The sequence below is a fragment of the Sphingomonas sp. NIBR02145 genome, assembly GCF_027359115.1.
Lineage (GTDB): Bacteria > Pseudomonadota > Alphaproteobacteria > Sphingomonadales > Sphingomonadaceae > Sphingomonas > Sphingomonas kyeonggiensis_A.
Window position 1 is genome coordinate 4135345 of sequence record NZ_CP114791.1, and the last position, 24230, is coordinate 4159574.

Below are 24230 nucleotides of genomic sequence, written 5' to 3' on the forward strand. Positions count from 1 at the left end.
AAGGATTACAAATGTCGAAGCGTTCCAGCGCAAAGTACAAGCTTGACCGCCGCATGGGCGAGAACATCTGGGGCCGTCCGAAGTCCCCGGTGAACAAGCGCGAATACGGCCCGGGCCAGCACGGCCAGCGCCGCAAGGGCAAGATGTCGGACTTCGGCATCCAGCTGCGCGCCAAGCAGAAGCTCAAGGGCTATTACGGCGACGTCACCGAGAAGCAGTTCAAGAAGGCGTATGAAGACGCCTCGAAGATGAAGGGCGATACGTCGCAGAACCTCATCGGCCTGCTCGAGCAGCGTCTCGACATGATCGTCTACCGCGCCAAGTTCGCGCCGACGATCTTCGCGGCCCGCCAGCTGGTCAACCACGGCCACGTCCTGGTCGATGGTGAGAAGTGCAACATCGGTTCGCGCCGCATCAAGCCGGGCCAGACCGTGTCGCTCCGTCCGAAGGCGCAGGAAATGGCGCTGGTGATGGAAGCCCAGAGCCTCGCCGAGCGCGACATCCCCGATTACGTGTCGCCGGACGGCGCCTCGAAGATCACCTTCACCCGCGTGCCGACCCTCGACGAGGTGCCGTACCCGGTGAAGATGGAACCGAATCTCGTGGTCGAGTTCTACTCGCGCTAAGGTTCGCTTCCTTCGGGAACGAGAAAAGAGGGCGGTCCTTCGGGGCCGCCCTTTTTCTTTGCTCCCCTCCCTTCCAGGGAAGGGAGGTTCAACGGCCCTAGGGCTTCGCCGCCAGCCCCAGCGCCGCCCGCAGGAAGGCATCGCTCTTGTCGAGCATCTGGGTGCGCGCCTTGTCGTCGTCGAGCTGGTGGTCGAGCCCCTTGAACTCCACCAGTTCCACCGGCTTGCCCGCACCGCGCAGCCGGCTGGCCATCATCCGCGATTCGCCGATGCCGACATTCAGGTCCTGGTCGCCATGGAACATCAGCACCGGCGCCTTGATCTTCTGGACGTTCTGCGCGGGCGAGCCTTCCTTCACATGCGGCCCGCTGCCGATGAACTTGCTGACGATATTGTAGCTGGTGAAGCCCTGCGCCTCGTTCCGCAGCGTCTCCAGGTCGGTCACCGGTGCGATCGCCACGATCGCCTTGAACAGGTCGGGGTCGAGCGCCGGGCTCTGCAGCGCCGCATAGCCGCCATAGGACCAGCCGACGATCGCCAGCTTGCCCGGCGCGGCGATGCCCTGCTTCTCCAGCCAGCGCCCGCCATCGTTCACATCGCCGATCGCGGTCCGCCAGGACTGGAAGCCGTTCTTCTGGAACCAGCCATCGCCATAGCCGGTCGATCCGCGGAAATTGGGCTGGAGCACGGCAAAGCCGCGCGCGGCATAGAATTGCGCCAGCCAGTCGAAGCCCCATTCGTCGCGCGAACCCGGCCCGCCATGCGGCATCACGATCGCGGGCAGGTTCTTGCCGTCGCTTCCCACCGGCAGCGTCAGATAGCCCGGGATCTGGGTGCCGTCGGCGGCGGGGAAGGTCACCGGCTTGACCGATGCCAGCTTCGTCTCGGCCAGGGGCGGGCGCAGCGGCATGACCTCGCCCAGCTGCTTGCTGGTCTTGTCGTACAGATAATAGGTGCCGGGATCGGTGTCGCCGCCGGCGAACAGCAGCAGCTTCTTCTCGTCGGCGCTGGCATCGATGAAGGTGACCAGCGGCTTGCCGGGCAGGGCCCTGCCCAATGCGTTGCGCAGCTTCTGCAGCTCGGGATCGAAGAATTCGGTGGTCCGCTTGTCGGTGGCATAGCTCACGCCCACCACGCGGCGCTGCCGCCCGATCCGCACCAGCCCGTCGACATCGACCTGGGGATGCGCGAACACCAGCTTGCGGGTCAGGCTGCCGTCCAGCGCGATGCTGTACAGCGCGGATCGACCGTCCTTGTCGTCAAAGCCGTAGACGACATTGGCATCGCGATCGACGGCATAGGGATTGAAGCCCGAATAGCCGCCCCCGCCATCGCTCACCAGGTCGCCCAGCTTCTTCCAGTCGCGATCGCCGGCGGTGCGATACTGATAGCTGTAATTGCCGGTCAGCATGCCTTCGTTGCGCGCCTGGGCGAAGCCGATGATGCGGACATTGCCATGGCCGTCGCTGATATATTCGTTCGCGCCCCCGCGCGGCGACTCGACCAGCTTGCGCTTCAGCGTGGTCGCATCGACCAGCTCCACCGCCAGCCCCTCGCGCGCGTTCGCCACATGGCTGCCGGTCGAATATTCCGGCACGAACTCGCGCGTCATCAGCACCGATCCGTTCGATCCGTCCGGGCCCCAGTCGATGATGTCGCCGCCGGACTGGATGATGTCCAGCGCGGTTGCGCTGTCGCGCTGGCTCAGCAGCTTCAGGTCCGATCCGTCGGCGTTGAGCGACACCATCCGGGTGAAGGCCAGCTTCTTGTCGAGCTTCCCGATCATGTAGATGTTGCACACGAGCCGCGTCGTGCTGGCCCAGCGGCAGCTGGTGATCTGATCGGGATCGCCGCTGGAATTCAGGACCATCTTCGATTCGCCTGTCTCCAGGTTCGCCACCATCAGCGCGTCCCCCCGCCCGGAAACGGGCTGGAGCATCGCCACCTGGGTGCCGTCCGGCGACAGGCTGATCTGCTGGATGAACTCCCGCGCGCCGAATTTGCGCGCATCCTCGCTCTGGGCATAGGCAATGGCCGGCATGGCCGATGCGGCAAGCATTGCCGCACGAACGATAGTCTTCATGATCCCCCCGATAGTCGAACCGCCAGCCTAGCGGGTGCGCGGGCATTGGCAATCGGGTGATGGAACCGGCGCGATGTCGAAGCCGATCGGGCGGCGGCTTTCCGGAATCTACTCAATCTGGCGGAAAACCGTGCTTATCGCGCCAGGATTGACCCATTTCGGCGGCACCTCGCCTGACGCGGTCGTTCGGGCGCTGTAACAAATCCGCAAACAGGGTCTCGGGTCGCACGGGGCCGCACCGCATGTTGCGCCAATCGGCGTCGGGGGTGCTCTTGCTGCGCGTGTCGCGGAATCCGGGGGGATCCGCGCCCGCGCAAGAGTCCGGGGGGACTTGCTTTGGGATTGCTTCATCGGGACGCCGGTCTCGATCATCCGGCGCTGGCAGCGCTGCTTGCCCGGCTCGGCACCGCCGAAGCCATCGCGGTGCCGCGCTATCCGCTGCCCGGCAGCCGCCGCGGCCGCTGCTACTGGAATGTGCGCGATCAGGTGCGGTTGCAGGGCGGGTCGTGCGTCTTCGGCTGGATGCTGGTCGAGATACCCGGCATCGCGCTGTTCGGCTGGCATCATGCGGTGTGGCGCGCGCCCTCGGGCCAGCTCTCCGATATCTCGCCGCATCCGGTCAGCGGGTGGGGCGTGGGCGTCACCAGCTTCGCGATCGATCCGGTCCAGGATCATGCGCTCGATTGGCCGCCCAACATGCCCCAGCTGTTCGCGCCGCTGCTCCGCGCCGATCCGCTCGAGCGCTTCATCGCCAGCGAGGCGGAGGTCCACGCCCTGCGGCAGCGCTATCGCGATGCCGAGCGACAGATCCCCTCGGCCACCTGCTTCGACGGCGAGCGGGATCTGATCATCCATGTCGATACGGTGGCCGACATCGCTCGGCTCAAGAAGCTCGAGCGCCGCTACTTGCCTCGCATCCGCGCGGCCGAGGCCCGCCGCGACGCGCTGATCCCGGCGCTCACCCGGCTCCAGCACGAAACGCTGGAACGCCTCGCCCATGCCGAGATCGCAGCCGACCTCGCCGCCGACGTGCTGCGCGCGGTCGGGGGGTAGCGAAAGCCGGGATCTCGGGCGAAGGCGGGCCAGCTACTCGGCAGTTCCCCCGGCGAAAGCCGGGGCCCAGGGTTTCTCTGCCGTCTCGCTTGTGACCCTGGGCCCCGGCCTTCGCCGGGGAACGGAAAGAGCCAGCGGAACAGGGAAGCCGGCCTACCGCCCCAATTCCCGCACCGCGAAGTCAATGAAGCTCGGCCAGTTATCCCGATTGTTATGCCCGCCGCGATGCTGGCGAAACGCCAGGTCGCCCTCGGTCACCGGCGTCAGCTCCGGCGGGAACACGCTCGCGCTCAGCCCCTTCGCCCCGCGCACTGTCCAGGCCGGCGATGCCGCCACCGCCGCCAGGAAGCTGCCCTTGGGGTCGACCCAGCCGTCGCCGGTATCCACCGTGCCCGCGCCCAGGAACAGCGGCCGCGGCGCCGAGAGCGCGATCAGCATATGCGCGTCGATCGGAAGGTCGAACTCGGTCTTCGGTCCGGCGTAGCGCAGGAAATTGCCGGCGAACCAGTGATACTCGCCCCCGGCCGCCAAATTGCCCATCCGCTCGCCGAAATTGCGCCGATAGAGCGCCGCGCCGCCCGCACCGGAAGAGCCGACAAAGCCGATCGCGAAGTGCGGATCATAGGCCATGGCGACCAGCGCCGCCTTGCCGTAGCGCGACAGCCCTTCGATCCCGATCCGTCGCCTGTCCACTTTCGCGTCCGAAGCGAGTGCCTCGCGCGCCTGGCTCGCCCCCCAGGCCCAGGCGCGCAGCACGCCCCAGTCCTCGGGGCTGCGCGGGCGCCCGCGCAGCGAGATGCCGATCACCCCGGTCTTGAGCTCGCCGCCATTGTCCGCCTGGATCGAATTCGCCACCACCACGGCATAGCCCCAGCCGCGCTTGAGCAGCTGTTCGGTATAGGGCGGACCGGGGTCGGCGGGGCGCGGCGGCCCGGGGAATTTGAAGCCTTCGGGGAAGCCGAAGCTCAGCATCACCGGCACGCGTTCGGGACGGTCGGGCAGCGTGTACCGTACGCGTATCGTCGCGGATGCTTGCGGGGCGTCCCGATTGTCGGCCACGCCTTCCAGCCAGCGCCTGGTCACCGGGATCCCGGCTTCGCTTGCCTTTTCCTCGCGCACCAGATTCCACGTTATTTTCGGGGCGGTTAGCGGCACGCGGCCATAGATCTCGCGGTCGAACAGCTCGACGATCTCGCGGCGCCGGCGGTCCCAGTCCTTGCTGTTCCTGACCGGCCGGCCGTCGTTCAGACGCATCATATCCGGAAGTTGCGGCGTGCCCGCTTTCGCCTCGTCATAGTTCACCGCATTGGGCGCGCTGGGGTTGAAACCATCCGCGCCCGCACGGATTTCCGCGATTCCCAGCCGATCGAGCATCGCCTGCCGGTCGGCATTGGCGGCGGTGTAATCCTGCTGCTGCGCGGCTGCGGGCAGGGCGAGTGCCAATATCGGCGCACAGAGCGTCCACAAGCGCATCGCATCCCCTCCTATGTTATCGCTATCAGGCTGCCTCGCATTGCGAACCCGCGCAACCCTTGCCAACATCGGCGGACGAAGTTCTGTTTGGGGGTATCCATGCGCCATCTGCTCACCGTCGCCCTGTTGCTCTCCGGCACCGCGGCCAATGCCCAGACCATCCCGGTCGAGACGATGAAGGAGGTGACGCAGGTCCTGTCCTCCGACGCCTATGAAGGCCGCGCGCCGACCACCCCGGCCGAGGACAAGACGATCGCCTATATCGTCCAACGCTTTGAAAAGGCCGGGCTCAAGCCGGGCAACAAGGGGCAGTGGACGCAGGACGTGCCGCTGGTCGAGATCACCGCGAACAACGTGGCGCCGCTGGTCTTCACTGGCGGCAAGCAGGCGGTGTCGCTCGACTATCGCAAGGACATGGTCATCGCGACCTACCGGGTGGTGCCCAAGGTCGCGATCAAGGACAGCGACGTCGTCTTCGTCGGCTATGGCATCAACGCCCCCGAGCGCGGCTGGAACGACTATGCCGGTCTGGACGTGAAAGGGAAGACGGTGGTCATCCTGGTCAACGACCCCGACTATAAAACCCCGGAAACCAAGGGGTTGTTCGACGGCAAGGCGATGACCTACTATGGCCGCTGGACCTACAAGTTCGAAGAGGCCGCCCGGCAGGGCGCGGCCGCCGCGATCATCGTCCACGACACCTATCCGGCCGCCTATCCCTGGGGCGTGGTCCAGTCCTCCTGGACCGGCCCCCAGCTCGAGCAGGACACGCCGGGCGACCATATGGACCAGAGCCAGGCCATCGGCTGGATGCAGCTCGACAAGGCCAAGGCGCTGTTCGCCGCCGCGGGCAAGGACTTCGACGCCCTCTCGGCCGCTGCGGCGCAGAAGGGCTTCAAGGCGGTTCCGCTCGGCGTAAAGGCTTCTGTCGGCTGGGAAAACACGATCAAGCGCCAGGCGTCGAAGAACGTCGTCGGCGTGCTGCCGGGCACCGCGAAGCCCGACGAGGTCGTGCTCTACTCGGCCCATTGGGACCATCTCGGCCGCTGCGACGCGGTGAATGGCGACGACATCTGCAACGGCGCGGTCGACAATGCCTCGGGCATCGGCGGCCTCGTCGCCCTTGCCGAAGCGCATGCCAAGGCCGGCCCGGCCAGCCGCAGCCTCGTCTTCCTCGCCGTCACCGCCGAGGAATCGGGCCTGCTCGGCAGCAAGTTCTACGCCGAGAACCCGGTCTATCCGCTCGCCAAGACCGTCGGCGGGGTGAACATGGATTCCTTGAATGTCATTGGAAAGACGAAGGATTTCGTGATCGCCGGCGCCGGCAAGTCCGAGCTGGAGGATCTGGTGAAGCCCTTCGTCGCGGCCGAGGGCCGGGTGATCGTCCCAGAGGCCCGGCCCGAGGCGGGCGGTTACTACCGCTCGGATCATTTCAGCTTCGCCAAGCTCGGCGTGCCGATGCTCTATGGCGAGAGCGGCGACGACCTGGTCAATGGCGGCAAGGAAGCCGGCGAGAAGGCCGCCAAGGACTATACCCAGAACCGCTATCACAAGCCCCAGGACGAATATAACCCGGCCTGGGACTGGAGCGGTTCGGTCTCGGACCTGAACATCTATTACGGCCTCGGCCGCCAGCTCGCCGAGGGCAGCGCCTGGCCGAACTGGTACAAGACCGCCGAGTTCCGCGCGGTTCGCGACAGGTCTCGCGCCGGACAATGAACGGGATTATGGGGGCGGAATGACGATTCCGCCTCCCCCCAAGCCCGAATGGGCGCACCATCACGCCGTGTGGATCGGCTTCCCCAGCCATCCCGAACTCTGGCTCGACGATCTCGCCTCCGCGCGCCTCGAAGTCGCCGCCTTCGCCAAGGCCGTGCATGCCGAGGGCAAGGGCGAGCAGGTGATCCTGGTCGCCGCCAATGAGGAATCCGCCAAGGCTGCCCGTACCCTGGCGGGGAACGCGGCCAAGGTCGTGGTCGAGCCCTTCGGCGACATCTGGTTGCGCGACACCGCCGCGATCATCGGCGGCGACGGCACCGCGCACGACTTCCAGTTCAACGGCTGGGGCGGCAAGTACGACCTCGAAGGCGATGACGATATCGGCCACCGCCTCGCCGAGCGCGCCCAGATGAACGTCGAGGACCATGCCTGGGTGCTGGAGGGCGGTGCGATCGACGGCGATGGCACCGGCCTGGTGGTCACTACCGAGCAGTGCCTGCTCAACCGCAATCGCAACCCGCAGCTCAGCAAGGCCGAGGTCGAGGAGATGCTGCTCAAGGACCTGGGCTATACCCAGGTGCTGTGGCTGGGTGATGGCCTGCTCAACGACCATACTGACGGCCATGTCGACAATCTCGCTCGCTTCATCGGCCCCAACCGCCTGCTGATCCCCGAGGGGGCCGAGAACGACCCCAACTGGCGCATCTACCAGGACGCCGCCGCCCGCGCCGAGCGCGCCGGGGTCGAGGTCGTCCGCTTCCCCTCGCCGGGTCGGGTGCTCAACGAGGATGAGGAGATCATCCCGGCGAGCTACATGAACTTCTACATCGGCAATGCCGCGGTGGTCGTGCCGCTCTACGGTCAGGAGAATGACGTGGCAGCGGTGGACAAGCTCGCCGAGCTGTTCCCCGGCCGCGCGATCATCGGCCAGCGCGCCGACCATATCCTCACCGGCGGCGGCAGCTTCCACTGCATCAGCCAGCAGATTCCGGTGTAATTACAAGATCGTCATCCCCGCGGAGGCGGGGATGACGGTTATTTGGTCGGAGCGGGCGAAGGCGTCCCGGCGATCGGCGCGCCCGCCGTGCTGCTCACCCGCCAGATCATGTTGCCGACATCGTCCGCCACCAGCAGCGCGCCGCCGGCATCGGTGATCAGGCCGACCGGACGACCGTTCACGGTCTTGCCGTCCTTGCCCAGGAAGCCGGTGAGCAGGTCGACCGGCTTCGCGTTCTTGAGCGGATAGCCATTGTCGCCGAACGGCACGAACACGAGCTTGTAGCCCGAGGGCGGCTCGCGGTTCCACGAGCCGTGCAGCGCGATGAACGCACCATTGGTGAACTTGCCGCCCAGCTTGGCATCGGCGGCGAAGGCGAGCCCAAGCGGCGCGGTATGGGCGCCCAGCGCGAAGTCAGGGCGCTTGGTGTATTCGCGCAGGTCCGGCCGCTCGGGCGTCACCCGCTTGTCGATATAGCCGCCCCAGTAATTCCACGGCCAGCCATAGAAGGCGCCGAAATCGACCTGGGTCAGATAGTCGGGCGGCATGTCCGATCCGAGCATGTCGCGCTCGTTGACCACGGTCCACAGATTGCCGGTATGCGGCTCGAACGCCATGCCGTTGGGGTTGCGCAGGCCCCAGGCATAGACGCGCGAGGACTTGGTTTCCGGCACCACCTCGAGGATCGCGGCGCGGGTGCGCCTGGCGGCGTCGAGCTGCCTGGCGACCTGGAAGGGCGAGTCGGCGCCATAGATGTCGCCTTCCTTGTCGAGCCCGTTCTCGCCGATGTTCGAGGAGGAGCCGACGGCGACATAGATGCGCTTGCCATCCGGCGAGGCGAGGATGTTGCGCGCCCAGTGATTGCCGCCGCCGGCCAGGTCGATGATCTTCTCGGGCTTGGCGGTGATCCTGGTGTCGCCGGCTTTGTAGGGGAAGCGGACCAGTGCGTCGGTATTGGCGACGTAGAGCCAGTCGCCGATCAGCGCCATGCCGCTCGGCGAGTTCAGCCCCTCGATCAGCGCCGAGCGCTGGTCGGCCACGCCGTCGCCATTGGTGTCGCGCAGCAAGGTGATGCGGTTGGCCGAGGGCACGCCGGCACCGGCGCGGTTCAGCATGATCCCCATGATCCAGCCGGTGATGCCACCGCCCTCGCGCGGGGGCGAGTTGCTCTCGGCGACAAGCACGTCGCCATTGGGCAGGCGATAGAGCCAGCGCGGATGATCGAGCTTGTCGGCGAAGGGTGCGACCTGCAGCCCCTCGGGCGCGGTCGGCTTGGCGCCGTTCGCCCAGCCCACCGGCTTGGCGATGCGGACGGTCGGGACGTCCTGGTAGCGCGCTTCGCTCAGCTGGGGGACGACGCCGGTGACGGCGCTTTCGGAGAGCTTGGCCTTGTCCGGCTGGATTGCCCAGACGACGAGGCCGATGAGCACCACCACGACGATGGCAAGGACGATGAGGATCCGCTTGAGCATGGCGGAAGGATAGGGGGCGGGCGGGCCTAAGCCAATGGCTTTCGACCCGCCCGCCGCGGGTCTTACTTCAGGTCGAAGCGATCCGCGTTCATCACCTTGGTCCAGGCGGCGACGAAGTCCTTCACGAACTTCTCCTCATTGCCGTTCTCGGCATAGACCTCGCCGACTGCGCGCAGTTCCGAGTTCGAGCCGAAGATCAGGTCCGCGCGGGTCGCCCGCCACTTCTCATGGCCTGCCGCGCGGTCGGTGGCGACATATTCGTCGTCGCCTTCCCCGGCAGCCGCCCAGACATTGGTCATGTCGTAGAGGTTGACGAAGAAGTCGTTGGTCAGCTGGCCCGGGCGCTTGGTGAAATGGCCATGGCCGCGCTCGCCGTGATTGGCGCCGAGCACGCGCAGGCCGCCGATCAGCACGGTCATCTCGGGCACCGAGAGGCCGAGCAGCGAGGCGCGATCGAGCATCATCTCCTCGACCTTCACCGCCAGCTTCTTCTTGCCGACATAGTTGCGGAACGCGTCCGCCTCGGGCTCCATCACCGCGAAGCTGTCGGCGTCGGTCTGCGCCGCCGTCGCATCGCCGCGACCGCCGGTGAAGGGCACCGCTACGCCGAAGCCTGCGTCCTTGATCGCCTTCTCAAGTCCGACCACGCCGCCGAGCACGATGGCATCGGCCAGCGACAGGTTGCCGCGCAGGCCATTGAGCGTGTCGATGACGTTGGCGAGCGTTGCCGGCTCGTTGACCTCCCAGTCCTTCTGCGGAGCCAGCGCCACGCGCGCGCCGTTGGCGCCGCCGCGGAAATCCGACTTGCGGAAGGTGCTGGCCGAGGCCCAGGCCGCCTTGACCAGCTGGCTGACCGTTAGTCCGCTTCCCGCGATCTTCGCCTTCACCGCCGCGACATCGGCGTCCGAGGGCCTGGTGCCGGTGGGGATCGGATCCTGCCAGATCAGGTCTTCGGCGGGGACTTCCGGCCCGAGATAGCGGACCTTGGGGCCCATGTCGCGGTGGGTCAGCTTGAACCAGGCGCGGGCGAAGGCGTCCTTGAACGCTTCGTGATCGGCGCGGAACTTCTCGCTGATCGCGCGGAACTCGGGATCGCGTTTCAAGGCCATGTCGGCGGTGGTCATCATCGTCGGGACCTTGATGTTCGAATCCCACGCCGCCGGCGCCATGTCCTCCTCTTTCTGGTTGATCGGCTGCCACTGGTTGGCGCCCGCGGGGGACTTCACCAGTTCATAGTCATAGTCGAACAGCAGCCGGAAATAATTCTCGGTCCATTCGCGAGGGGTATTGGTCCAGGCGCCCTCGATGCCGCTGGTGACAGTGTGCTCGCCGATGCCGCCGCTCTCATGGCCGCTCACCCAGCCGAAGCCCTGCGCGACCAGATCGCCGCCTGCCGGCGCAGCGCCGAGCAGCGATGCGTCACCATTGCCATGCGCCTTGCCGAAAGTGTGGCCGCCGGCGGTGAGCGCGACGGTCTCCTCGGCGTTCATCGCCATGCGCGCGAAGGTTTCCTTCATGTCGCGCGCCATGCCGGCATCGTCATGCGGATTGCCCTGCGGGCCTTCGGGATTGACGTAGATCAGGCCCATCTGGATCGCGGCGAGCGGGCCTTCGATTTCATGGAAGCCATGCTCGGGGGCGATGCGGGTCTGGACGCCCTCGTTCACCCATTTGTCTTCGGAGCCCCAGTAGATGTCGCGCTCGGGCTCATAGACATCGGGGCGGCCGCCGCCGAAGCCGAAAACGGGCCCGCCCATGCTCTCGATCGCGACATTGCCGGTAAGGATGAACAGGTCGGCCCAGCTGATGTGCTTGCCGTACTTCTGCTTGATCGGCCACAGCAGGCGGCGCGCCTTGTCGAGATTGCCATTGTCGGGCCAGCTATCGAGCGGAGCGAAGCGCTGCTGGCCGCTGTTGGCGCCACCACGGCCATCGGCGGTGCGATAGGTGCCGGCGGCGTGCCAGGCCATGCGGATGAAGAAGGGGCCATAATGCCCGTAATCCGCCGGCCACCAGGGCTGGCTGTCGGTCATCAGCGCGGTGAGATCGGCCTTGAGCGCGGCATAGTCGAGCTGCTTGAAGGCTTCGGCATAGTCGAAATCGGCGCCCATCGGGTTGGACGAGCCATTGGGGTTGAGGATTTCGGTGGCAAGCATCTCGGGCCACCAATCCCTGTTGGTGCGGCCGAGCAGTGCGCGCACGCCGCCTGCGCCGTGCATCGGACAGCCACCGCCGTCGATCGATCCAGTCTTAGCGTCCATCTCCCAAGCTCCTTGCTGAATGTGCGTCCCATGGGATGCCACTCCGGATGCAATCGAAGAAATGGATTAGATCGCCGTCAGTGATCGAGTGGGTGATTTTTACGACACGCCGTTGTCACCAGGACCGTCATCCGTCGGAAGCTGGAATCTCGTGCCGCATCGCGCCTTCACCGAGATCCCGGCTTTCGCCGGGATGACGGGTAGGTGGTGGGCGGCCGATTATTCCTCCGCCAGCGCCTTCTCGGCGGGCGGATGGAGGCGCAGCTTCGTCACGCGCTTGGGGTCGGCCTCGACGATCTCGAGCTTCCAGCCGCTGTCATGCTTCAGACATTCCCCCGCCGCCGGTACATGGCCGGCGAGGATGAAGGCGAGGCCGCCCAGCGTGTCGACATCGCCGTCGACTTCGCCCAGTCGCGGGTCGATCGTCTCGGCGACGTCCTCCAGCTCGGCGCGGGCATCGGCTTCCCAGCCGCCGCCCTCGATCGGCACGAGCAGCGCGGTCGGTGCCTCGTCATGCTCGTCCTCGATCTCGCCGACGATCTCCTCGATCAGGTCCTCGATCGTGATCAGCCCCTCGGTGCCCGAATATTCGTCGAGCACGATGGCTAGGTGCGTCCGCCGGCCGCGCATCTGGGCGAGCAGGTCGAGCGCGCCCATCGACTGGGGCACATAGAGCGGCTGGCGGATCAGGGCGGACAGGTTCTCCGGGTGCGGCGCGCCACTGGCCAGGATGTTGAACACGTCCTTGATATGGACCATGCCGATGATGGTATCGAGTTCCTCCCGATACACCGGCAGGCGGCTGTGGCCGGCTTCCTCGAACAGCTTCACCAGGTCGGCGAAGCTGGTCTTCTCCTCGACCGCGATGATGTCCGCACGGGGCACGCCGACATCGCCGGCATCGCGCTCGCCGAAATGGAGCAGGTTGCGCAGCATCTGCCGCTCGATCGGGGCGAGGTCGCCTACCGGGCTCCTGCCGCCATCTTCCTCATGCTCGTCGATCGCATCTTCCAGCCGATCCCGCAGCGTCTCTTCTTGATCGTCACCGAACAGGAGGGTGCGGATTCCGCGCCATATCCCGCCACCTTCGTGGTTGTCGCCGCCAGCGCTGCTACTTTGGCCCTCGGGCATGTTCGGTGTTCAATCCTCGCGTATCAGATAGGGGTCGTGCAAACCGAGGTCGCGGAGCGCGGCGCGCTCCATCTCCTCCATGGCCTCGGCTTCCGCGTCGTCCATATGGTCATAGCCTAGCAAATGCAGCAGGCCGTGGACAATCAGGTGCGTGGCATGATCTTCGACCGAGACCTTGCGCTCCGCCGCCTCGGCCGCGCAGACGCCGTGGGCCAGGACGATGTCGCCCAGCAACACCTCGCCGTCGTCGGTATTCTCGGTCACCGCTTCCATCAGATCCGGCTGGATCATCGGGAAGGACAGCACGTTGGTCGGCTTGTCCTTGTCGCGGTACTGCCGGTTGAGGACATGGACCTCCTCGTCGGAGGTGAAGCGCACCGCGACTTCGATCGTCGCGGGGTGATCCAGCCATTCGAGGAACGGCGTCTGGCGGATCGCGGTCTCCGCCGCGCGGTTGGCGAGGGATTCCCAATCGGCAGCGGGCCAGGGGGCTTCAACGAGGGCGGCAACGTCCAGCACTTAAAGCCCCTCCCCTTCAAGGAAGGGGTTGGGGTGGCTGGCGTCCTGGCCATACTGAAGATGGATAGTCATGCGGCTGCCGTAGCGCACGCATCGACTCACCCCCAGCCCCTCCCTTTCAGCGAGGGGAGCTTTTTGCCCCTTAAGCATTCGGGCCCTCATAGGCATCGACGATCCGGCCCACAATCGGGTGACGGACGACATCGGCTGCCGTGAAGCGCGAAAAGGCGATGCCCTCGACGCCCTCGAGACGGCGGACCGCATCGTTGAGGCCCGAGGCGGGCGGGCCTCCGGGGAGGTCGACCTGGTTCGGATCGCCGCAGATCACCATCCGGCTGTTCTGGCCGAAACGGGTGAGGAACATCTTCATCTGCGCCGGCGTGGTGTTCTGCGCCTCGTCGAGGATGACGAAGGCATCGGCCAGGGTGCGGCCGCGCATGAAGGCGATCGGCGCGATCTCGATCTCGCCGCTGGCGATGCGCCGCTCGACCTGCTCGGCGGGCAGGCAGTCATAGAGCGCGTCGTAGATCGGGCGGAGATAGGGATCGACCTTCTCCTTCATGTCGCCGGGCAGGAAGCCGAGCCGCTCGCCGGCCTCGACCGCGGGGCGCGACAGCACCAGCCGCTGGACGCTGCCGGTGATGAGCTGCGCCACCGCCTGGGCGACGGCGAGATAGGTCTTGCCGGTGCCCGCCGGCCCGAGCGCGAAGATCATGTCGTTCGACACCAGCTCGCGCATGTAGTGCGTCTGGGCGACCGAGCGGGGTACGATGGTCTTCTTTCGGGTGCGGATCATGATCGAGGCGGGGGCGTTGCCGTTGTCCGCCTTGACGATGCCGGTGAACATCGGCTCGCTCGACATCGCGATCACGGCGTCGATCAGGCCGGTGTCGATCACTTCGCCGCGGATGACCCGGGCATGGAGTTCCTGCAGCACCTCGCGGGCATGGGCGACGGCTTCGGTCGTCCCCTCGATCTGCACGCGCTGGCCGCGGGCATGGATATAGACGCCCAGCCGCTCCTCAAGCGCGAGGATATTGCTATCGAACTCGCCGAAAAGCTGGGGCAGGAGCTGGGGCTTGTCGAAATTCACCTCGGCGCGGGAGCGTTCACCGGACTGGGCGGGGACAGGCTTGCGGCTCATGCGGCTCCTTCGCGCTGAAAAATGTTGAATCTCTTGAGTGTCCCACGCGTATGCGAGGTCGCCAGTTGCACGGCGCACGTAGCGGCGCTGCGTGTCAAAGCGAAGACGATGCGGGCGGTTCCCTGTCGCATGCGATATGGGGAGAGTGACAGAGGTTTTCCAACTTGGACAGGGCCAATTTTGGCCTGACTTCAAGGAAGCCGGGGACTGTGCGATAGAGGCCACATGACCAGAGGTCGCCCGCCTGAGCAGAAGTCGCCGCAGCAGAAAAAGGCGCTGTCCTATGCGAAGGATCGCCGCAACGCCTATGGCGCCAACGACAAGGCGGCGCGCAAGGCCATCCCGGCACGCAAGGCCGGCGAGAATCGCAAGGTGCGGCGCAAGGCGGTGCATGCGCTCGCGGTGATCGAGCGGCTCGACGAAAGTGGGGCCGAGGCCGTCGAGAGCGCGCTTGCGCACGATATCGAACGCGTCAACGGCTGGACGAAGAGCGCGGACATGCCGCTTGGCGAACATGTCGCGAAGCAGACGCTCCGGGCGGAGCGCCGCACCGACAGCAATGCGCGGGTCCGCGCCGAGAAGGAGCGGCAGCGCGCCGCGCCCGATTTCGACGGCAGCATCGCGATCGGGAGCGGCGTTCGCTTTCCGCCCGGGGATTAGTCGATCCTGCCCGACTGGCTCGCCCGCCACATCATCGCATCGAGCCAGCGATCGGGCAGCCAATGCGCCAGGAACAGGAAGACCGGCGCGCCGCCGCCGGTGCCGTAGCGGATGCGCGGACGGCGGGCGGCGGCGGCGCGTGCGATCGTCCTCGCCACCACCTCAGGCGGCGAGGCGAAGCGCATCGCATTGGCATTGCCGAGCATCGCGGCGTGACGGAGCGCCCACGGCGCATAGGCGCTCTTGCCCGAGCGCTCGACCAGGCTCTGATGGGCAATACCGCTCCATTCGGTGCGGATCGCGCCGGGCTCGATCACCACGACGCGGATGCCGAAGGGGCGCAGTTCAAGGCGCAGGCAATCGCTGAAGCCCTCCACCGCGAACTTGGTGGCGTGGTACCAGCCGCCGAACGGCTCGCCGAACTTGCCGCCGATCGAGGTGACGTTGACGATCGTCCCCGATTTCTGCGCGCGCATCAGCGGGGTGGCGAGCTGGCAGAGCCGGGCGAGGCCGAACACATTGACCTCCATCTGGCGGCGGGCCTCCTCCATCGGCACATCCTCGATCGCGCCATAGCTGCCATAGCCGGCATTGTTGACGAGCAGGTCGAGCCGGCCGGCGGCGGCGCGGATCGTCTCGATCGCCGCGACGATCGAGGCGTCGTCGGTCAGGTCGAGGTCGATCAGCTCGGCGCCGAGGCGCTTGAGCGGGGCCATCCGATCGAGGCGGCGGGCAGCGGCGAAGACCTTGTAGCCATCCTGGATCAGGCGCTGGACGGTGGCTTCGCCGATTCCGGCCGAGGCGCCGGTGACGAGGGCGGTTTTCTGCATTCTGGGCTCCGGTTGCGAGGTGGAGCCTGGCCATATAAGTGTGGACCATAGTCCATGGTCAAGGGATGAATCGCATGCTGATCTCCGAATTCGCCCGGCGGGCGGGCATGAGCACCGACACGGTGCGCTTCTACATCCGCAAGGGGCTGCTTGCGCCCGAAACGGGCGTGAAGGGCGGCTCCAACCCGTACCAGATCTTCACCGAGGAGCATCTGGAAGCGGCGCGGATGGTGCGGATGGCGCAGAGCCTAGGCTTCTCGCTGCGCGAGATCGCGACGCTGTCGGCCGAATATTATGCCGGCGGGATGACGCCCGAGCGCAGCCTGGAGCTGATGCGGATGCAGCTTGCCCGGCTGGAGGAGAAGGCAGCGCAGCTCAATGCGATGGTCGACTATACCCGCGCCAAGGTGAAGTGGCTGGAGACCGGGCAGAAGGGTTCGGAGCCGGTGTTCGGCGCGTTCGACGGCTGCTGGGCCGAGCCGGTGACGACATCGGCCAAGCAGGCCGCCTGAGCGGGGCCTCAGGCGTCGAGCATCCGCGCCTCGTCGAGCTCGATCCGATCGCGGCCGGCGCGCTTGGCGGCGTAGAGCGCCTTGTCGGCGCGCTGCATCGCCACCGCGATCTGCTCGGGCCCGCGCAGGAAGGCGAGGCCGCAGGAGAAGGTGACCGGTTCTTCCGGATTGGGGCCGATCGGATCGGCATGGAGCGCGGTGCGCAGCCGTTCGATCAGCGCGCGGGCGTCGCGCGGGCCCATGCCGGGGATCAGGATGGCGAATTCCTCGCCGCCCCAGCGCGCGACCAGATCGGAGCGGCGCATCGTCTCGGTGAGGCGGCTGGCGAATTCGCGCAGCACCAGATCGCCTTCGTCATGGCCGAAGATGTCGTTGATCCGCTTGAAGAAATCGATGTCGACCAGCGCGAGCGTGGCGCGGGTGCCGGCGCGCAGATGCGCTGCTGCGTCGAGGAAGCCGCGCCGGTTGCGCAGGCCGGTGAGCAGGTCGCGCTCGGCGGCATCGCGCAGCTGGCTGATCCGCGTATTGGTGGCGATCGCGGCAAGGCCGACGCTGTCGAGCAGCTCGCCGGCGAGATCGCGGCCGCCGGCGGGGACGTCGACCACGGGTTTCCCGTCCTGTACTTCGCGCAGCATCGCCGAGGCCTGGCGGATCGGGGCGAGCAGGGCACCGAGCGCATAGATGGCCGCGAGGGTGCCCGCGAGCGTGGCGAGCAGCAGCGGCAAGAAGATCTGCCATTCCCATTCGCCGATCACCGCCTGGCTGGCGATGAAGGTGATCAGCGGCAGGTGCACTGCCACGAAGCAGATGGCGAAGATGCGCAGGTGGAAGTGGCGCGGGAACAGGAACCGCGTGGCGAGATAGAAGCGCATTCTGGCGCGACCCCCTTCTTGTCTTTTGCGTCCGGCCGAATGGCGGGCGTTGGGACATAAGGAGCTAGGTTTCCGAAACTTACCAGGTGCTTGCCGGGGATCGTTAACGCGTCGGAGCGATGCGATACGGCGACGATTCGGAAAGGCGGCCCTCCGCGCCTCGCGCTTCGGTCCCTCGCAATCGGAAACCCTGTGTTTCGCAGCCGTAATGGCGACTTTGCCGCCGCTTGGTGCGTTCCCCGAAGACCCTGGGGATCGACTAGCAAGGACGAAGATAATGCAGGATTTTGAAGGCAAGGTCGCCATTGTGACGGGCGCGGCGTCGGGCATCGGCGCCGCGGTGGCAAAGGACCTTGCGGAGCGCGGGGCGAAGGTGGTGGTCGCCGATTTCGACGGGGCGCATGCGGGGAGCTTTGCGGATAGCCTTGGCGGGAACGCGCGGTCGTTCCAGCTCGATGTCGCCGATCCCGAGGCGGTGCGTGCCATGGTCGACTTCGCGGTGGCCGAGTTCGGTGCGCTGCACCTGGCGGTGAACAATGCCGGCATCGGTGGGCCCGCCGCGCCGATCGCGGACATCTCGCTGGAGGATTGGCACCGGGTGATCGATGTCGACCTGAACAGCGTGTTCTACTGCCTGAAGTACCAGATCCCCGCGATCGTCGCGGCTGGTGGCGGTTCGATCGTCAACATGGCCTCGATCCTCGGCGCGGTCGGCTGGGGCGGCTCGGGCATCTACGTCACCGCCAAGCATGCGCTGCTCGGCCTCACCAAGAATGCCGCGATCGACTATGCCGACAAGGGCGTGCGCGTGAACGCGGTCGGCCCGGGCTTCATCCACACGCCGGCGATCGCGGCGAACATGACCGACGAGGCGATCGCGGGCCTGGCGGGCAAGCACCTGCTGGGTCGGCTGGGCACGCCCGAGGAAGTCGCGGCGCTGACCAGCTTCCTGCTCTCCGACAAGGCGAGCTTCATGACCGGCACCTATTATCCGGTCGATGGCGGCTATCTGGCCCGCTAGGCCTTGGCGCGCGCGGCGAACCCGTTGCTCAAGCTGTTCCCCGGCCTTCGCCGGGGAACTAAAATCCCGCACAAGCAGGTTCAGGCCGCGGCCTTGACCTTTTCCACGCCGGTCAGCGAGTTGCCGAAGCCGCCGGTGATCTCGACCTCGACCATGTCGCCGATCTTCGCGTCGGTGTTCAGATACACCGACTGGAGCCAGGGCGACTTGCCGAGCATCTGGCCGGGGAGCTTGCCCTGGCGCTCGATCAGCACGGCGCAGGTCTTGCCGATGGTCGCCTGGTTGAAGGCGAGCTGATCGCGGTTGAGCGCGGCCTGGAGGCGCTGGAGGCGCTCGTCCATCACTTCAGCGGGGATATACTGGTCGCGCAGCTCGGCTGCCGGAGTGCCGGGGCGCGGGCTGTACTTGAAGCTGAAGCATTGCGCATAGCCGACCGCGTCGACCAGGCTCAAAGTCTCCTCGAACTCGGCATCGCTCTCGCCGGGGAAGCCGACGATGAAATCGCCCGACAGCGCGATATCCGGGCGGGCCGCGCGGACGCGATCGAGGATCTTCAGGTAGGAATCGCGGCTGTGGCTGCGGTTCATCGCCTTGAGGATGCGATCGCTGCCGGCCTGCACGGGCAGGTGCAGGAACGGCATCAGCTTGCCGACCTCGGCATGGGCGCGGATCAGGCCCTCGCGCATGTCGTTGGGATGGCTGGTGGTGTAGCGGATGCGCTCAAGCCCCTCGATCCAGTCGAGCGCGTGGATCAGGCCGTGCAGCCCGGTGCCGGCGTCATCGTCCCAGGCGTTGACGTTCTGGCCGAGCAGGGTGATCTCGCGCGCGCCGGCATCGACCAGCGCCCTGGCCTCGTCGACCAGCTCGGCGAAGGGGCGGCTGATCTCGGCGCCGCGGGTATAGGGCACCACGCAATAGGTGCAGAACTTGTCGCAGCCTTCCTGCACGGTGAGGAAGGCGGTGGGGCCGACCTTGCGGCGCCTGGGCAGCGCGCCGAACTTGCTGTTGGCGGGCATGTCCGTGTCGAGCGCGGAAGTGCCGGCGGCGGCCTTGGCGACCAGTTCGGGCAGGTTGTGATAGGCCTGCGGGCCGACCACGACATCGACCTTGGCGCGGCGGACGATCTCCTCGCCCTCGGCCTGCGCGACGCAGCCGGCGACCGCGATCATCGGCGCGGCGCGATCGGCGGCGGCGGCCTGCTTGCGCAGGCGGCCGATGTCCGAGAACACCTTCTCGGTCGCCTTTTCGCGGATATGGCAGGTGTTGAGCACGATCAGGTCGGCACTGTCGGCGTCGGCAGTCGAAGTCATGCCCTGCGCAGCCATCAGCTCGGCCATGCGCTCGCCGTCATAGACGTTCATCTGGCAGCCGAACGACTTGACGTGGAAGGTCTTGGGATTCTTGGGAGCGTTCATCGGGCGGGCATATAGCTGCGAAAATCGACAACATTAAGCCCCTCCCTGGAAGGGAGGGGTTGGGGTGGGTCGATGATCGCGATGCGGCTGGGGTGCGCGCATGGCTTCAGTATCGCCAGGCCGCCACCCACCCCCGACCCCTCCCTTCCAGGGAGGGGAGTTTCAGGACGTCGCCCCCGGCTTCGGCTTGTAGCCGATCGGGTCCTCGGCGAAGCGGAAGGTGCGAAGCGGCTGGCCGAGCACCTTGACCAGCGCTTCCTCGATCCGGCGGCGGCTTTCGGCGGCGATCACCTTGCGGCCGGGGAAGTCGCGCGGGTGGAAGGGCTCGAGGAAATGGACGTCGAGGCGGAAGCTGCCCTTGCGGCTGAGGATGCGCCTGGCGTTGTTGAGGCCGGTCTCCTGGCCGATCCAGCAGATGTCGTCGGCCGCCGCGCCATAGTGCAGCATCACCGGCTGGACCATCACGCCGGGCGGCGGCGGTTCGAGCACGCGCAGCATCGGCGTCTTGAACGGGAGCAACGACTTGCCGTCGGTCGTCGTGCCTTCGGGAAAGACGGTGATCGCCCAGGTCTCGGCCAGCGCGTCGCGCAGCTCGTTGATCTGCTCGGCGACGCCGAGGCGGTTCTCGCGCTTCACATAGACGGTGCGGTTGAGCCCGGCGAGCCAGCCGACCACCGGAGCGGTCTCGATCTCGGCCTTGGCGATGAAGGCGGTGCCGCTGGCGCCGCCCAGCGCGAGGATGTCGATCCAGCTCAAATGGTTCGAGATGTAGAAGACGTCGCGCTTCAGGTGCGTGCCGACGCGGTTGACCCGCGCGCCGCAGATCCGCGCGGCGGTGCCGAGGAAATGGCGCGGCCAGGGGGAGGGAAGGCGGAAGAGGCGGAACAGATAATGGAGCGGCACGAAAACCAGCAGCGCTAGCACCAGACCGGCGATGCGCAGGCCCATGCGGCACTTGCCGGCGAGGCTGATTGGCGTGGTGAGTCCCTCCATCGCGTCTTCACGGCGACGGGCGGCGCGCTGTTCCCTGGTCTCGCCCGCGGGCGCCACCTCAGTTCTTGCGGTCGAGGGCGACGCCGTAGAGTTCCATCCGGTGATCGACCAGGCGGAAGCCCAGTCGCTCGGCGATCTGCTTCTGCAGCAGCTCGAGCTCCGGATCGACGAACTCGATCACTTCGCCGGTCTCGACGTTGATCAGGTGATCGTGATGCGCTTCGGGCGCGGGTTCGTACCGGGCGCGGCCGTCGCCGAAATCATGGCGATCGAGGATGCCGGCTTCTTCGAACAGGCGCACGGTGCGATAGACCGTGGCGATCGAGATGCCCGGGTCGATTGCCGAGGCGCGCTCATAGACTTTCTCGACGTCCGGATGATCCTCCGCATCGGAGAGGACGCGCGCAATCACCTTGCGCTGTTCGGTAATGCGCAGCCCCTTTTCGTGGCAAAGCGCTTCGAGATCGATCTTACGGCCCATGTTCGCGATGTAGCGTGCACGGGCGGAAGTTGGAAGACTGTGGCCGCGAAAAGGCGCGATCGCGAAACGAAAAGGCCGGCCCGGAGCGATCCGGACCGGCCTTTGCCTGTTTCAGATTGTTGCGGCTCAGCGCTTGCGGCGCTTGGTGCCGAGGCCGATCTTCTTCGCCAGGCTGCGGCGCTGTTCGGCATAATTCGGGGCGACCATCGGATAGTCGGCCGGCAGGTTCCATTTGGCGCGGTACTGCTCGGGGGTCATCTGATAGTGCGTCATCAGGTGACGCTTCAACATCTTGAGCTTCTTGCCGTCCTCGAGGCACACGATATAGTCGGGCTTCACCGAGGCGCGAATGGAAACGGCCGGCTCCTGCTTGACTTCCGGCTCGACGGCGGCGCGGCCAAGACCTGCAAGGGCACCATGCACGTTCGAGATCAGAGTCGGAAGGTCGGAGACCGACACGCTGTTGTTGCTGACATGAGCTGCAACAATATCCGCGGTCAGCGTGACCAGCGTTTCATCAATCTCAGCTTGCGTTTCCATTTTTTTCCTTTCGACCCGGGTAAGACGACTATTCGTTGTCGTCTGAGATCGCCCTATCGGACCATTTCGGATCAAACGCAAGACCAAACTTGCATGTTTCCGTAAGTTTCAGGTCAGATCGGCAATATCCCGAGCATAAGTATGTGCGTCAAACAATTGCCCGCCACGCCCACGATAATAATCGCGACGTTCGCCGACCTTTTCGAAGCCTTCGCGACGGTAGAGCTGAACGGCATCGTTTCCTGAGCGAACCTCAAGATGCACGCGTACAGTGTTGCGGCCGCGCGCTTCTTCAATCACGGCACGCAGCAGCGCGCCACCCACGCCGCGCCGCCGCGCGCTCGGGCGGGTGGCGAGCAGCAGCAGCTCGACTTCATCGACCGTCGCGCGGGACAGGGCGAAGCCGACATCCTCGCCATCGACACTGGCCACCACCAGCCAGACGCCGGGCAACGAGAGCATGCCCAGGCACTGCGCGCTGGTCCAGGCCTCGCCGAAGCGCGGGTCAAAGGCCTCCTGCATGATGTTGTTGACGCTGTAGAGATCCTGCGAGCCGCCTTCGCGCAGCTCGACGAGGTGCACCGTTCCGCTCATGCCAGGCCCCGCTCGGCGAGCGTCTTGGCATCGGGCGCGCGGCCATAGATCGGTCGCGCGGGCAGGGCGGCAAAGGTGGCGGGGAGCAGCCGGGCATCAGCGGCATTGGGCAGCGTCTCGTGCAGCTCCAGCCCTTCGCCGAGCGCGGCAAGGTGGCGCACGCCGCTGCCGAACGCAGGCAGCGCGCCCAGCGCTTCGCGGGCGGCGGCGGGAACGAGCGAGCGGAACGGCCCGTCTTCCCCAAATGGCTGGGAGTGGAACGCCTGCATGAACACCTCACCGTGCCCCCCTTCGAGGATCACGGCAAGCTGTGGCATACCCGCATTGACGGCAAAGCCGGACGCGGCGAGCAGCGCGAGCGACGAATAGCCCTGCACCTCGACGCCCCAGCCGATCGACAGGCCAAGCGCGGCGGCCAGCCCGACGCGCACGCCGGTGAAGCTGCCCGGGCCGACATCGACCAAAATGCGTGCGGCACGGCCTTCGCCCGGCAGCGATGCGATCATCGGCACCAGGCGCTCGGCATGGCCACGGCCCACCACCTCATGGGCCGCGGCTACCAGGGTCGTCCCGTCGAGAAGCGCTACCGAACAGGCGGCAGTCGCGGTCTCGATGACGAGAGTCAGGTCAGAGGAGCTGATTGAACTTCTCGAATTCCGGGCGGGGGAGGCGATCGAAGATGGTGGAGGGGTCGCCATGTCCCAGCGTCGAGATGAAGTTGGACTTCACATTGGGCTGGTCTGCAAAGAAGGCTTCGTCAACCTTGGCGTTGTCGAAACCCGACATCGGGCCGGTGTCGAAGCCGAGCGCGCGGGCGGCGAGGAGCAGATACGCGCCCTGCAGCGACGAGTTGCGGAACGCCGTGGTGTAGCGGGCTTCCTCGGTCGGGAACCAGTCCTTGGCGGTCGGCGCGTGCGGGAAGAGCCAGGGGAGATGCTCGTTGAACGCGAGGTCCATGCCGATGATCACCGTGGCGGGCGCCTTGCGGATCTTGTCCGCATTGGCGGCGCTGGCGAGCTGAGCGAGCTTTTCCTTGGCTTCCGGAGTGGTCACCCAGACGAAGCGCGCGGCCTGGTTGTTGGCCGAGGTCGGGCCCATCTTGGTGAGCTCGTAGATGGCGCGGATATCGGCCTCGGTCACCGGGGCGTCGGTATAGCCGTTATAGGAGCGCGCGGTACGGAAGAGCGTATCCAGCGCCGCATCGTCGAGCGGAGTGGCCATGAAAACAGTCCTTTCGGAGAAGATTGGGGCTCAGACGGCCCGGACTTCGGTAACTTCGGGAACGTAGTATTTGAGCAGCTGCTCGATGCCGTTCTTGAGCGTGGCGGTCGAGCTGGGGCAGCCCGAACAGGCGCCCTGCATCTGGAGATAGACCTTGCCGGCGTCGAAGCCGCGATAGACGATGTCGCCGCCGTCATTGGCGACGGCCGGGCGCACGCGCGTCTCGATCAGTTCCTTGATCTGCGCGACGATCTCCGCGTCCTCGGGATTGTCGCCGAAATCGGCGCTTTCCGGCGGCACGCTGAAGCCGGCCGACGCGGCATGGAACAGCGGCATGTTGGCGGCGAAGTGATCGAGCAGGATGCCGAGGACATCGGGCTTCACGTCACGCCAGTCGCTGCCCGGCGCGATCGTTACCGAGATGAAGTCGCGGCCGAAGAACACGCCGGTCACGTCGCCCAGAGTAAACAGCGCCACGGCGAGAGGCGAGGCTTCGGCCTCTTCCGGGCTCGCAAAGTCGCGCGTGCCCGCTTCCATCACGGTGCGACCCGGAAGGAACTTGAGCGTCGCCGGATTGGGCGTGGCTTCGGTTTCGATCAGCATGATCGCCATT

General features: G+C 66.3%; 25 protein-coding genes. 8 read left to right on the forward strand and 17 right to left on the reverse strand.

Annotated features, from left to right (window positions below):
• The first annotated feature begins 11 nt into the window (after window positions 1–11).
• Complete coding sequence (gene rpsD / locus O3305_RS18885) at window positions 12–626, forward strand: 30S ribosomal protein S4 (RefSeq protein ID WP_184161264.1); 615 nt, start codon at window positions 12–14, stop codon at window positions 624–626.
• Window positions 627–723: 97 nt separating this feature from the next.
• Here the strand turns inward: rpsD and O3305_RS18890 are convergent, their stop codons facing one another.
• Complete coding sequence (locus O3305_RS18890; protein ID WP_269573904.1) at window positions 724–2709, reverse strand: alpha/beta hydrolase family protein; 1986 nt, start codon at window positions 2707–2709, stop codon at window positions 724–726.
• Between the two features lie 73 nt (window positions 2710–2782).
• Between O3305_RS18890 and O3305_RS18895 the strand changes: the two genes are divergently transcribed.
• On the forward strand, window positions 2783–2908 hold the full coding sequence (locus O3305_RS18895; RefSeq protein ID WP_269573905.1) for a hypothetical protein: 126 nt from the start codon (window positions 2783–2785) through the stop codon (window positions 2906–2908).
• Between the two features lie 137 nt (window positions 2909–3045).
• Window positions 3046–3762, forward strand: coding sequence for a hypothetical protein (locus tag O3305_RS18900; protein WP_269573906.1), 717 nt, complete (start codon window positions 3046–3048; stop codon window positions 3760–3762).
• 153 nt (window positions 3763–3915) lie between these two features.
• On the opposite strand, the gene O3305_RS18905 is transcribed toward O3305_RS18900, so the two are convergent.
• The gene (locus O3305_RS18905; RefSeq protein ID WP_269573907.1) at window positions 3916–5235 is read right to left on the reverse strand and encodes an alpha/beta hydrolase family protein; all 1320 of its coding nucleotides are present in this window, start codon (window positions 5233–5235) and stop codon (window positions 3916–3918) included.
• 99 nt (window positions 5236–5334) lie between these two features.
• Between O3305_RS18905 and O3305_RS18910 the strand changes: the two genes are divergently transcribed.
• A complete protein-coding gene (locus O3305_RS18910) occupies window positions 5335–6954 on the forward strand; it encodes a M28 family metallopeptidase (protein WP_269573908.1) in 1620 nt (539 codons plus the stop codon).
• Window positions 6955–6973: 19 nt separating this feature from the next.
• Complete coding sequence (locus tag O3305_RS18915; protein WP_269573909.1) at window positions 6974–7951, forward strand: agmatine deiminase family protein; 978 nt, start codon at window positions 6974–6976, stop codon at window positions 7949–7951.
• A 38-nt stretch (window positions 7952–7989) separates the two neighbouring features.
• Here the strand turns inward: O3305_RS18915 and O3305_RS18920 are convergent, their stop codons facing one another.
• The 5 genes from O3305_RS18920 to O3305_RS18940 form a co-directional block, all read right to left on the reverse strand.
• Window positions 7990–9423, reverse strand: a complete 1434-nt coding sequence (locus O3305_RS18920) for a PQQ-dependent sugar dehydrogenase (protein WP_269573910.1) — start codon at window positions 9421–9423, stop codon at window positions 7990–7992.
• A gap of 62 nt (window positions 9424–9485) precedes the next feature.
• The gene (gene katG / locus O3305_RS18925) at window positions 9486–11684 is read right to left on the reverse strand and encodes a catalase/peroxidase HPI (RefSeq protein WP_269573911.1); all 2199 of its coding nucleotides are present in this window, start codon (window positions 11682–11684) and stop codon (window positions 9486–9488) included.
• 219 nt (window positions 11685–11903) lie between these two features.
• Entirely contained in the window at window positions 11904–12815 is a 912-nt protein-coding gene (locus O3305_RS18930; RefSeq protein ID WP_269573912.1) for a hemolysin family protein, read from the reverse strand.
• 9 nt (window positions 12816–12824) lie between these two features.
• A complete protein-coding gene (ybeY, locus tag O3305_RS18935; RefSeq protein WP_269573913.1) occupies window positions 12825–13334 on the reverse strand; it encodes an rRNA maturation RNase YbeY in 510 nt (169 codons plus the stop codon).
• 142 nt (window positions 13335–13476) lie between these two features.
• Window positions 13477–14478 (reverse strand): PhoH family protein, encoded by a 1002-nt coding sequence (locus tag O3305_RS18940; RefSeq protein ID WP_184161239.1) that lies wholly within the window; start codon window positions 14476–14478, stop codon window positions 13477–13479.
• A 225-nt stretch (window positions 14479–14703) separates the two neighbouring features.
• Between O3305_RS18940 and O3305_RS18945 the strand changes: the two genes are divergently transcribed.
• A complete protein-coding gene (locus O3305_RS18945; RefSeq protein WP_269573914.1) occupies window positions 14704–15138 on the forward strand; it encodes a hypothetical protein in 435 nt (144 codons plus the stop codon).
• On the opposite strand, the gene O3305_RS18950 is transcribed toward O3305_RS18945, so the two are convergent.
• Window positions 15135–15968 (reverse strand): oxidoreductase, encoded by an 834-nt coding sequence (locus tag O3305_RS18950; protein WP_269573915.1) that lies wholly within the window; start codon window positions 15966–15968, stop codon window positions 15135–15137. The two genes, O3305_RS18945 and O3305_RS18950, sit on opposite strands and share 4 nt — an antisense overlap.
• Before the next feature lie 74 nt (window positions 15969–16042).
• Here O3305_RS18950 and O3305_RS18955 point away from each other — a divergent pair, with 74 nt between their 5' ends.
• Entirely contained in the window at window positions 16043–16480 is a 438-nt protein-coding gene (locus O3305_RS18955) for a MerR family transcriptional regulator (RefSeq protein WP_269573916.1), read from the forward strand.
• 8 nt (window positions 16481–16488) lie between these two features.
• Here O3305_RS18955 and O3305_RS18960 read toward each other — a convergent pair whose 3' ends face one another.
• Window positions 16489–17352 carry a GGDEF domain-containing protein gene (locus O3305_RS18960; protein WP_269573917.1) on the reverse strand — a complete coding sequence of 288 codons (864 nt, stop codon included), beginning with the start codon at window positions 17350–17352 and terminating at the stop codon, window positions 16489–16491.
• A 277-nt stretch (window positions 17353–17629) separates the two neighbouring features.
• On the opposite strand from O3305_RS18960, the gene O3305_RS18965 reads away from it, so the two are divergent.
• Window positions 17630–18373, forward strand: coding sequence for an SDR family NAD(P)-dependent oxidoreductase (locus O3305_RS18965; protein ID WP_269573918.1), 744 nt, complete (start codon window positions 17630–17632; stop codon window positions 18371–18373).
• Window positions 18374–18453: 80 nt separating this feature from the next.
• On the opposite strand, the gene miaB is transcribed toward O3305_RS18965, so the two are convergent.
• The 8 genes from miaB to O3305_RS19005 form a co-directional block, all read right to left on the reverse strand.
• Window positions 18454–19788 carry a tRNA (N6-isopentenyl adenosine(37)-C2)-methylthiotransferase MiaB gene (gene miaB / locus O3305_RS18970; protein WP_269573919.1) on the reverse strand — a complete coding sequence of 445 codons (1335 nt, stop codon included), beginning with the start codon at window positions 19786–19788 and terminating at the stop codon, window positions 18454–18456.
• Window positions 19789–19950: 162 nt separating this feature from the next.
• Entirely contained in the window at window positions 19951–20781 is an 831-nt protein-coding gene (locus O3305_RS18975; RefSeq protein WP_269576564.1) for a lysophospholipid acyltransferase family protein, read from the reverse strand.
• A 58-nt stretch (window positions 20782–20839) separates the two neighbouring features.
• On the reverse strand, window positions 20840–21262 hold the full coding sequence (locus tag O3305_RS18980) for a Fur family transcriptional regulator (protein WP_184161227.1): 423 nt from the start codon (window positions 21260–21262) through the stop codon (window positions 20840–20842).
• A gap of 126 nt (window positions 21263–21388) precedes the next feature.
• Complete coding sequence (locus O3305_RS18985) at window positions 21389–21802, reverse strand: Ros/MucR family transcriptional regulator (RefSeq protein ID WP_269573920.1); 414 nt, start codon at window positions 21800–21802, stop codon at window positions 21389–21391.
• 108 nt (window positions 21803–21910) lie between these two features.
• Window positions 21911–22396, reverse strand: coding sequence for a GNAT family N-acetyltransferase (locus tag O3305_RS18990; protein WP_184161219.1), 486 nt, complete (start codon window positions 22394–22396; stop codon window positions 21911–21913).
• Window positions 22393–23037 (reverse strand): tRNA (adenosine(37)-N6)-threonylcarbamoyltransferase complex dimerization subunit type 1 TsaB, encoded by a 645-nt coding sequence (tsaB, locus tag O3305_RS18995; RefSeq protein ID WP_269576565.1) that lies wholly within the window; start codon window positions 23035–23037, stop codon window positions 22393–22395. Before tsaB ends, O3305_RS18990 begins: the two co-directional genes overlap by 4 nt.
• On the reverse strand, window positions 23024–23617 hold the full coding sequence (locus O3305_RS19000; protein WP_269573921.1) for a malonic semialdehyde reductase: 594 nt from the start codon (window positions 23615–23617) through the stop codon (window positions 23024–23026). Before O3305_RS19000 ends, tsaB begins: the two co-directional genes overlap by 14 nt.
• Before the next feature lie 30 nt (window positions 23618–23647).
• Window positions 23648–24220, reverse strand: coding sequence for a NifU family protein (locus O3305_RS19005; protein ID WP_269573922.1), 573 nt, complete (start codon window positions 24218–24220; stop codon window positions 23648–23650).
• Between the last annotated feature and the right edge of the window lie 10 nt (window positions 24221–24230).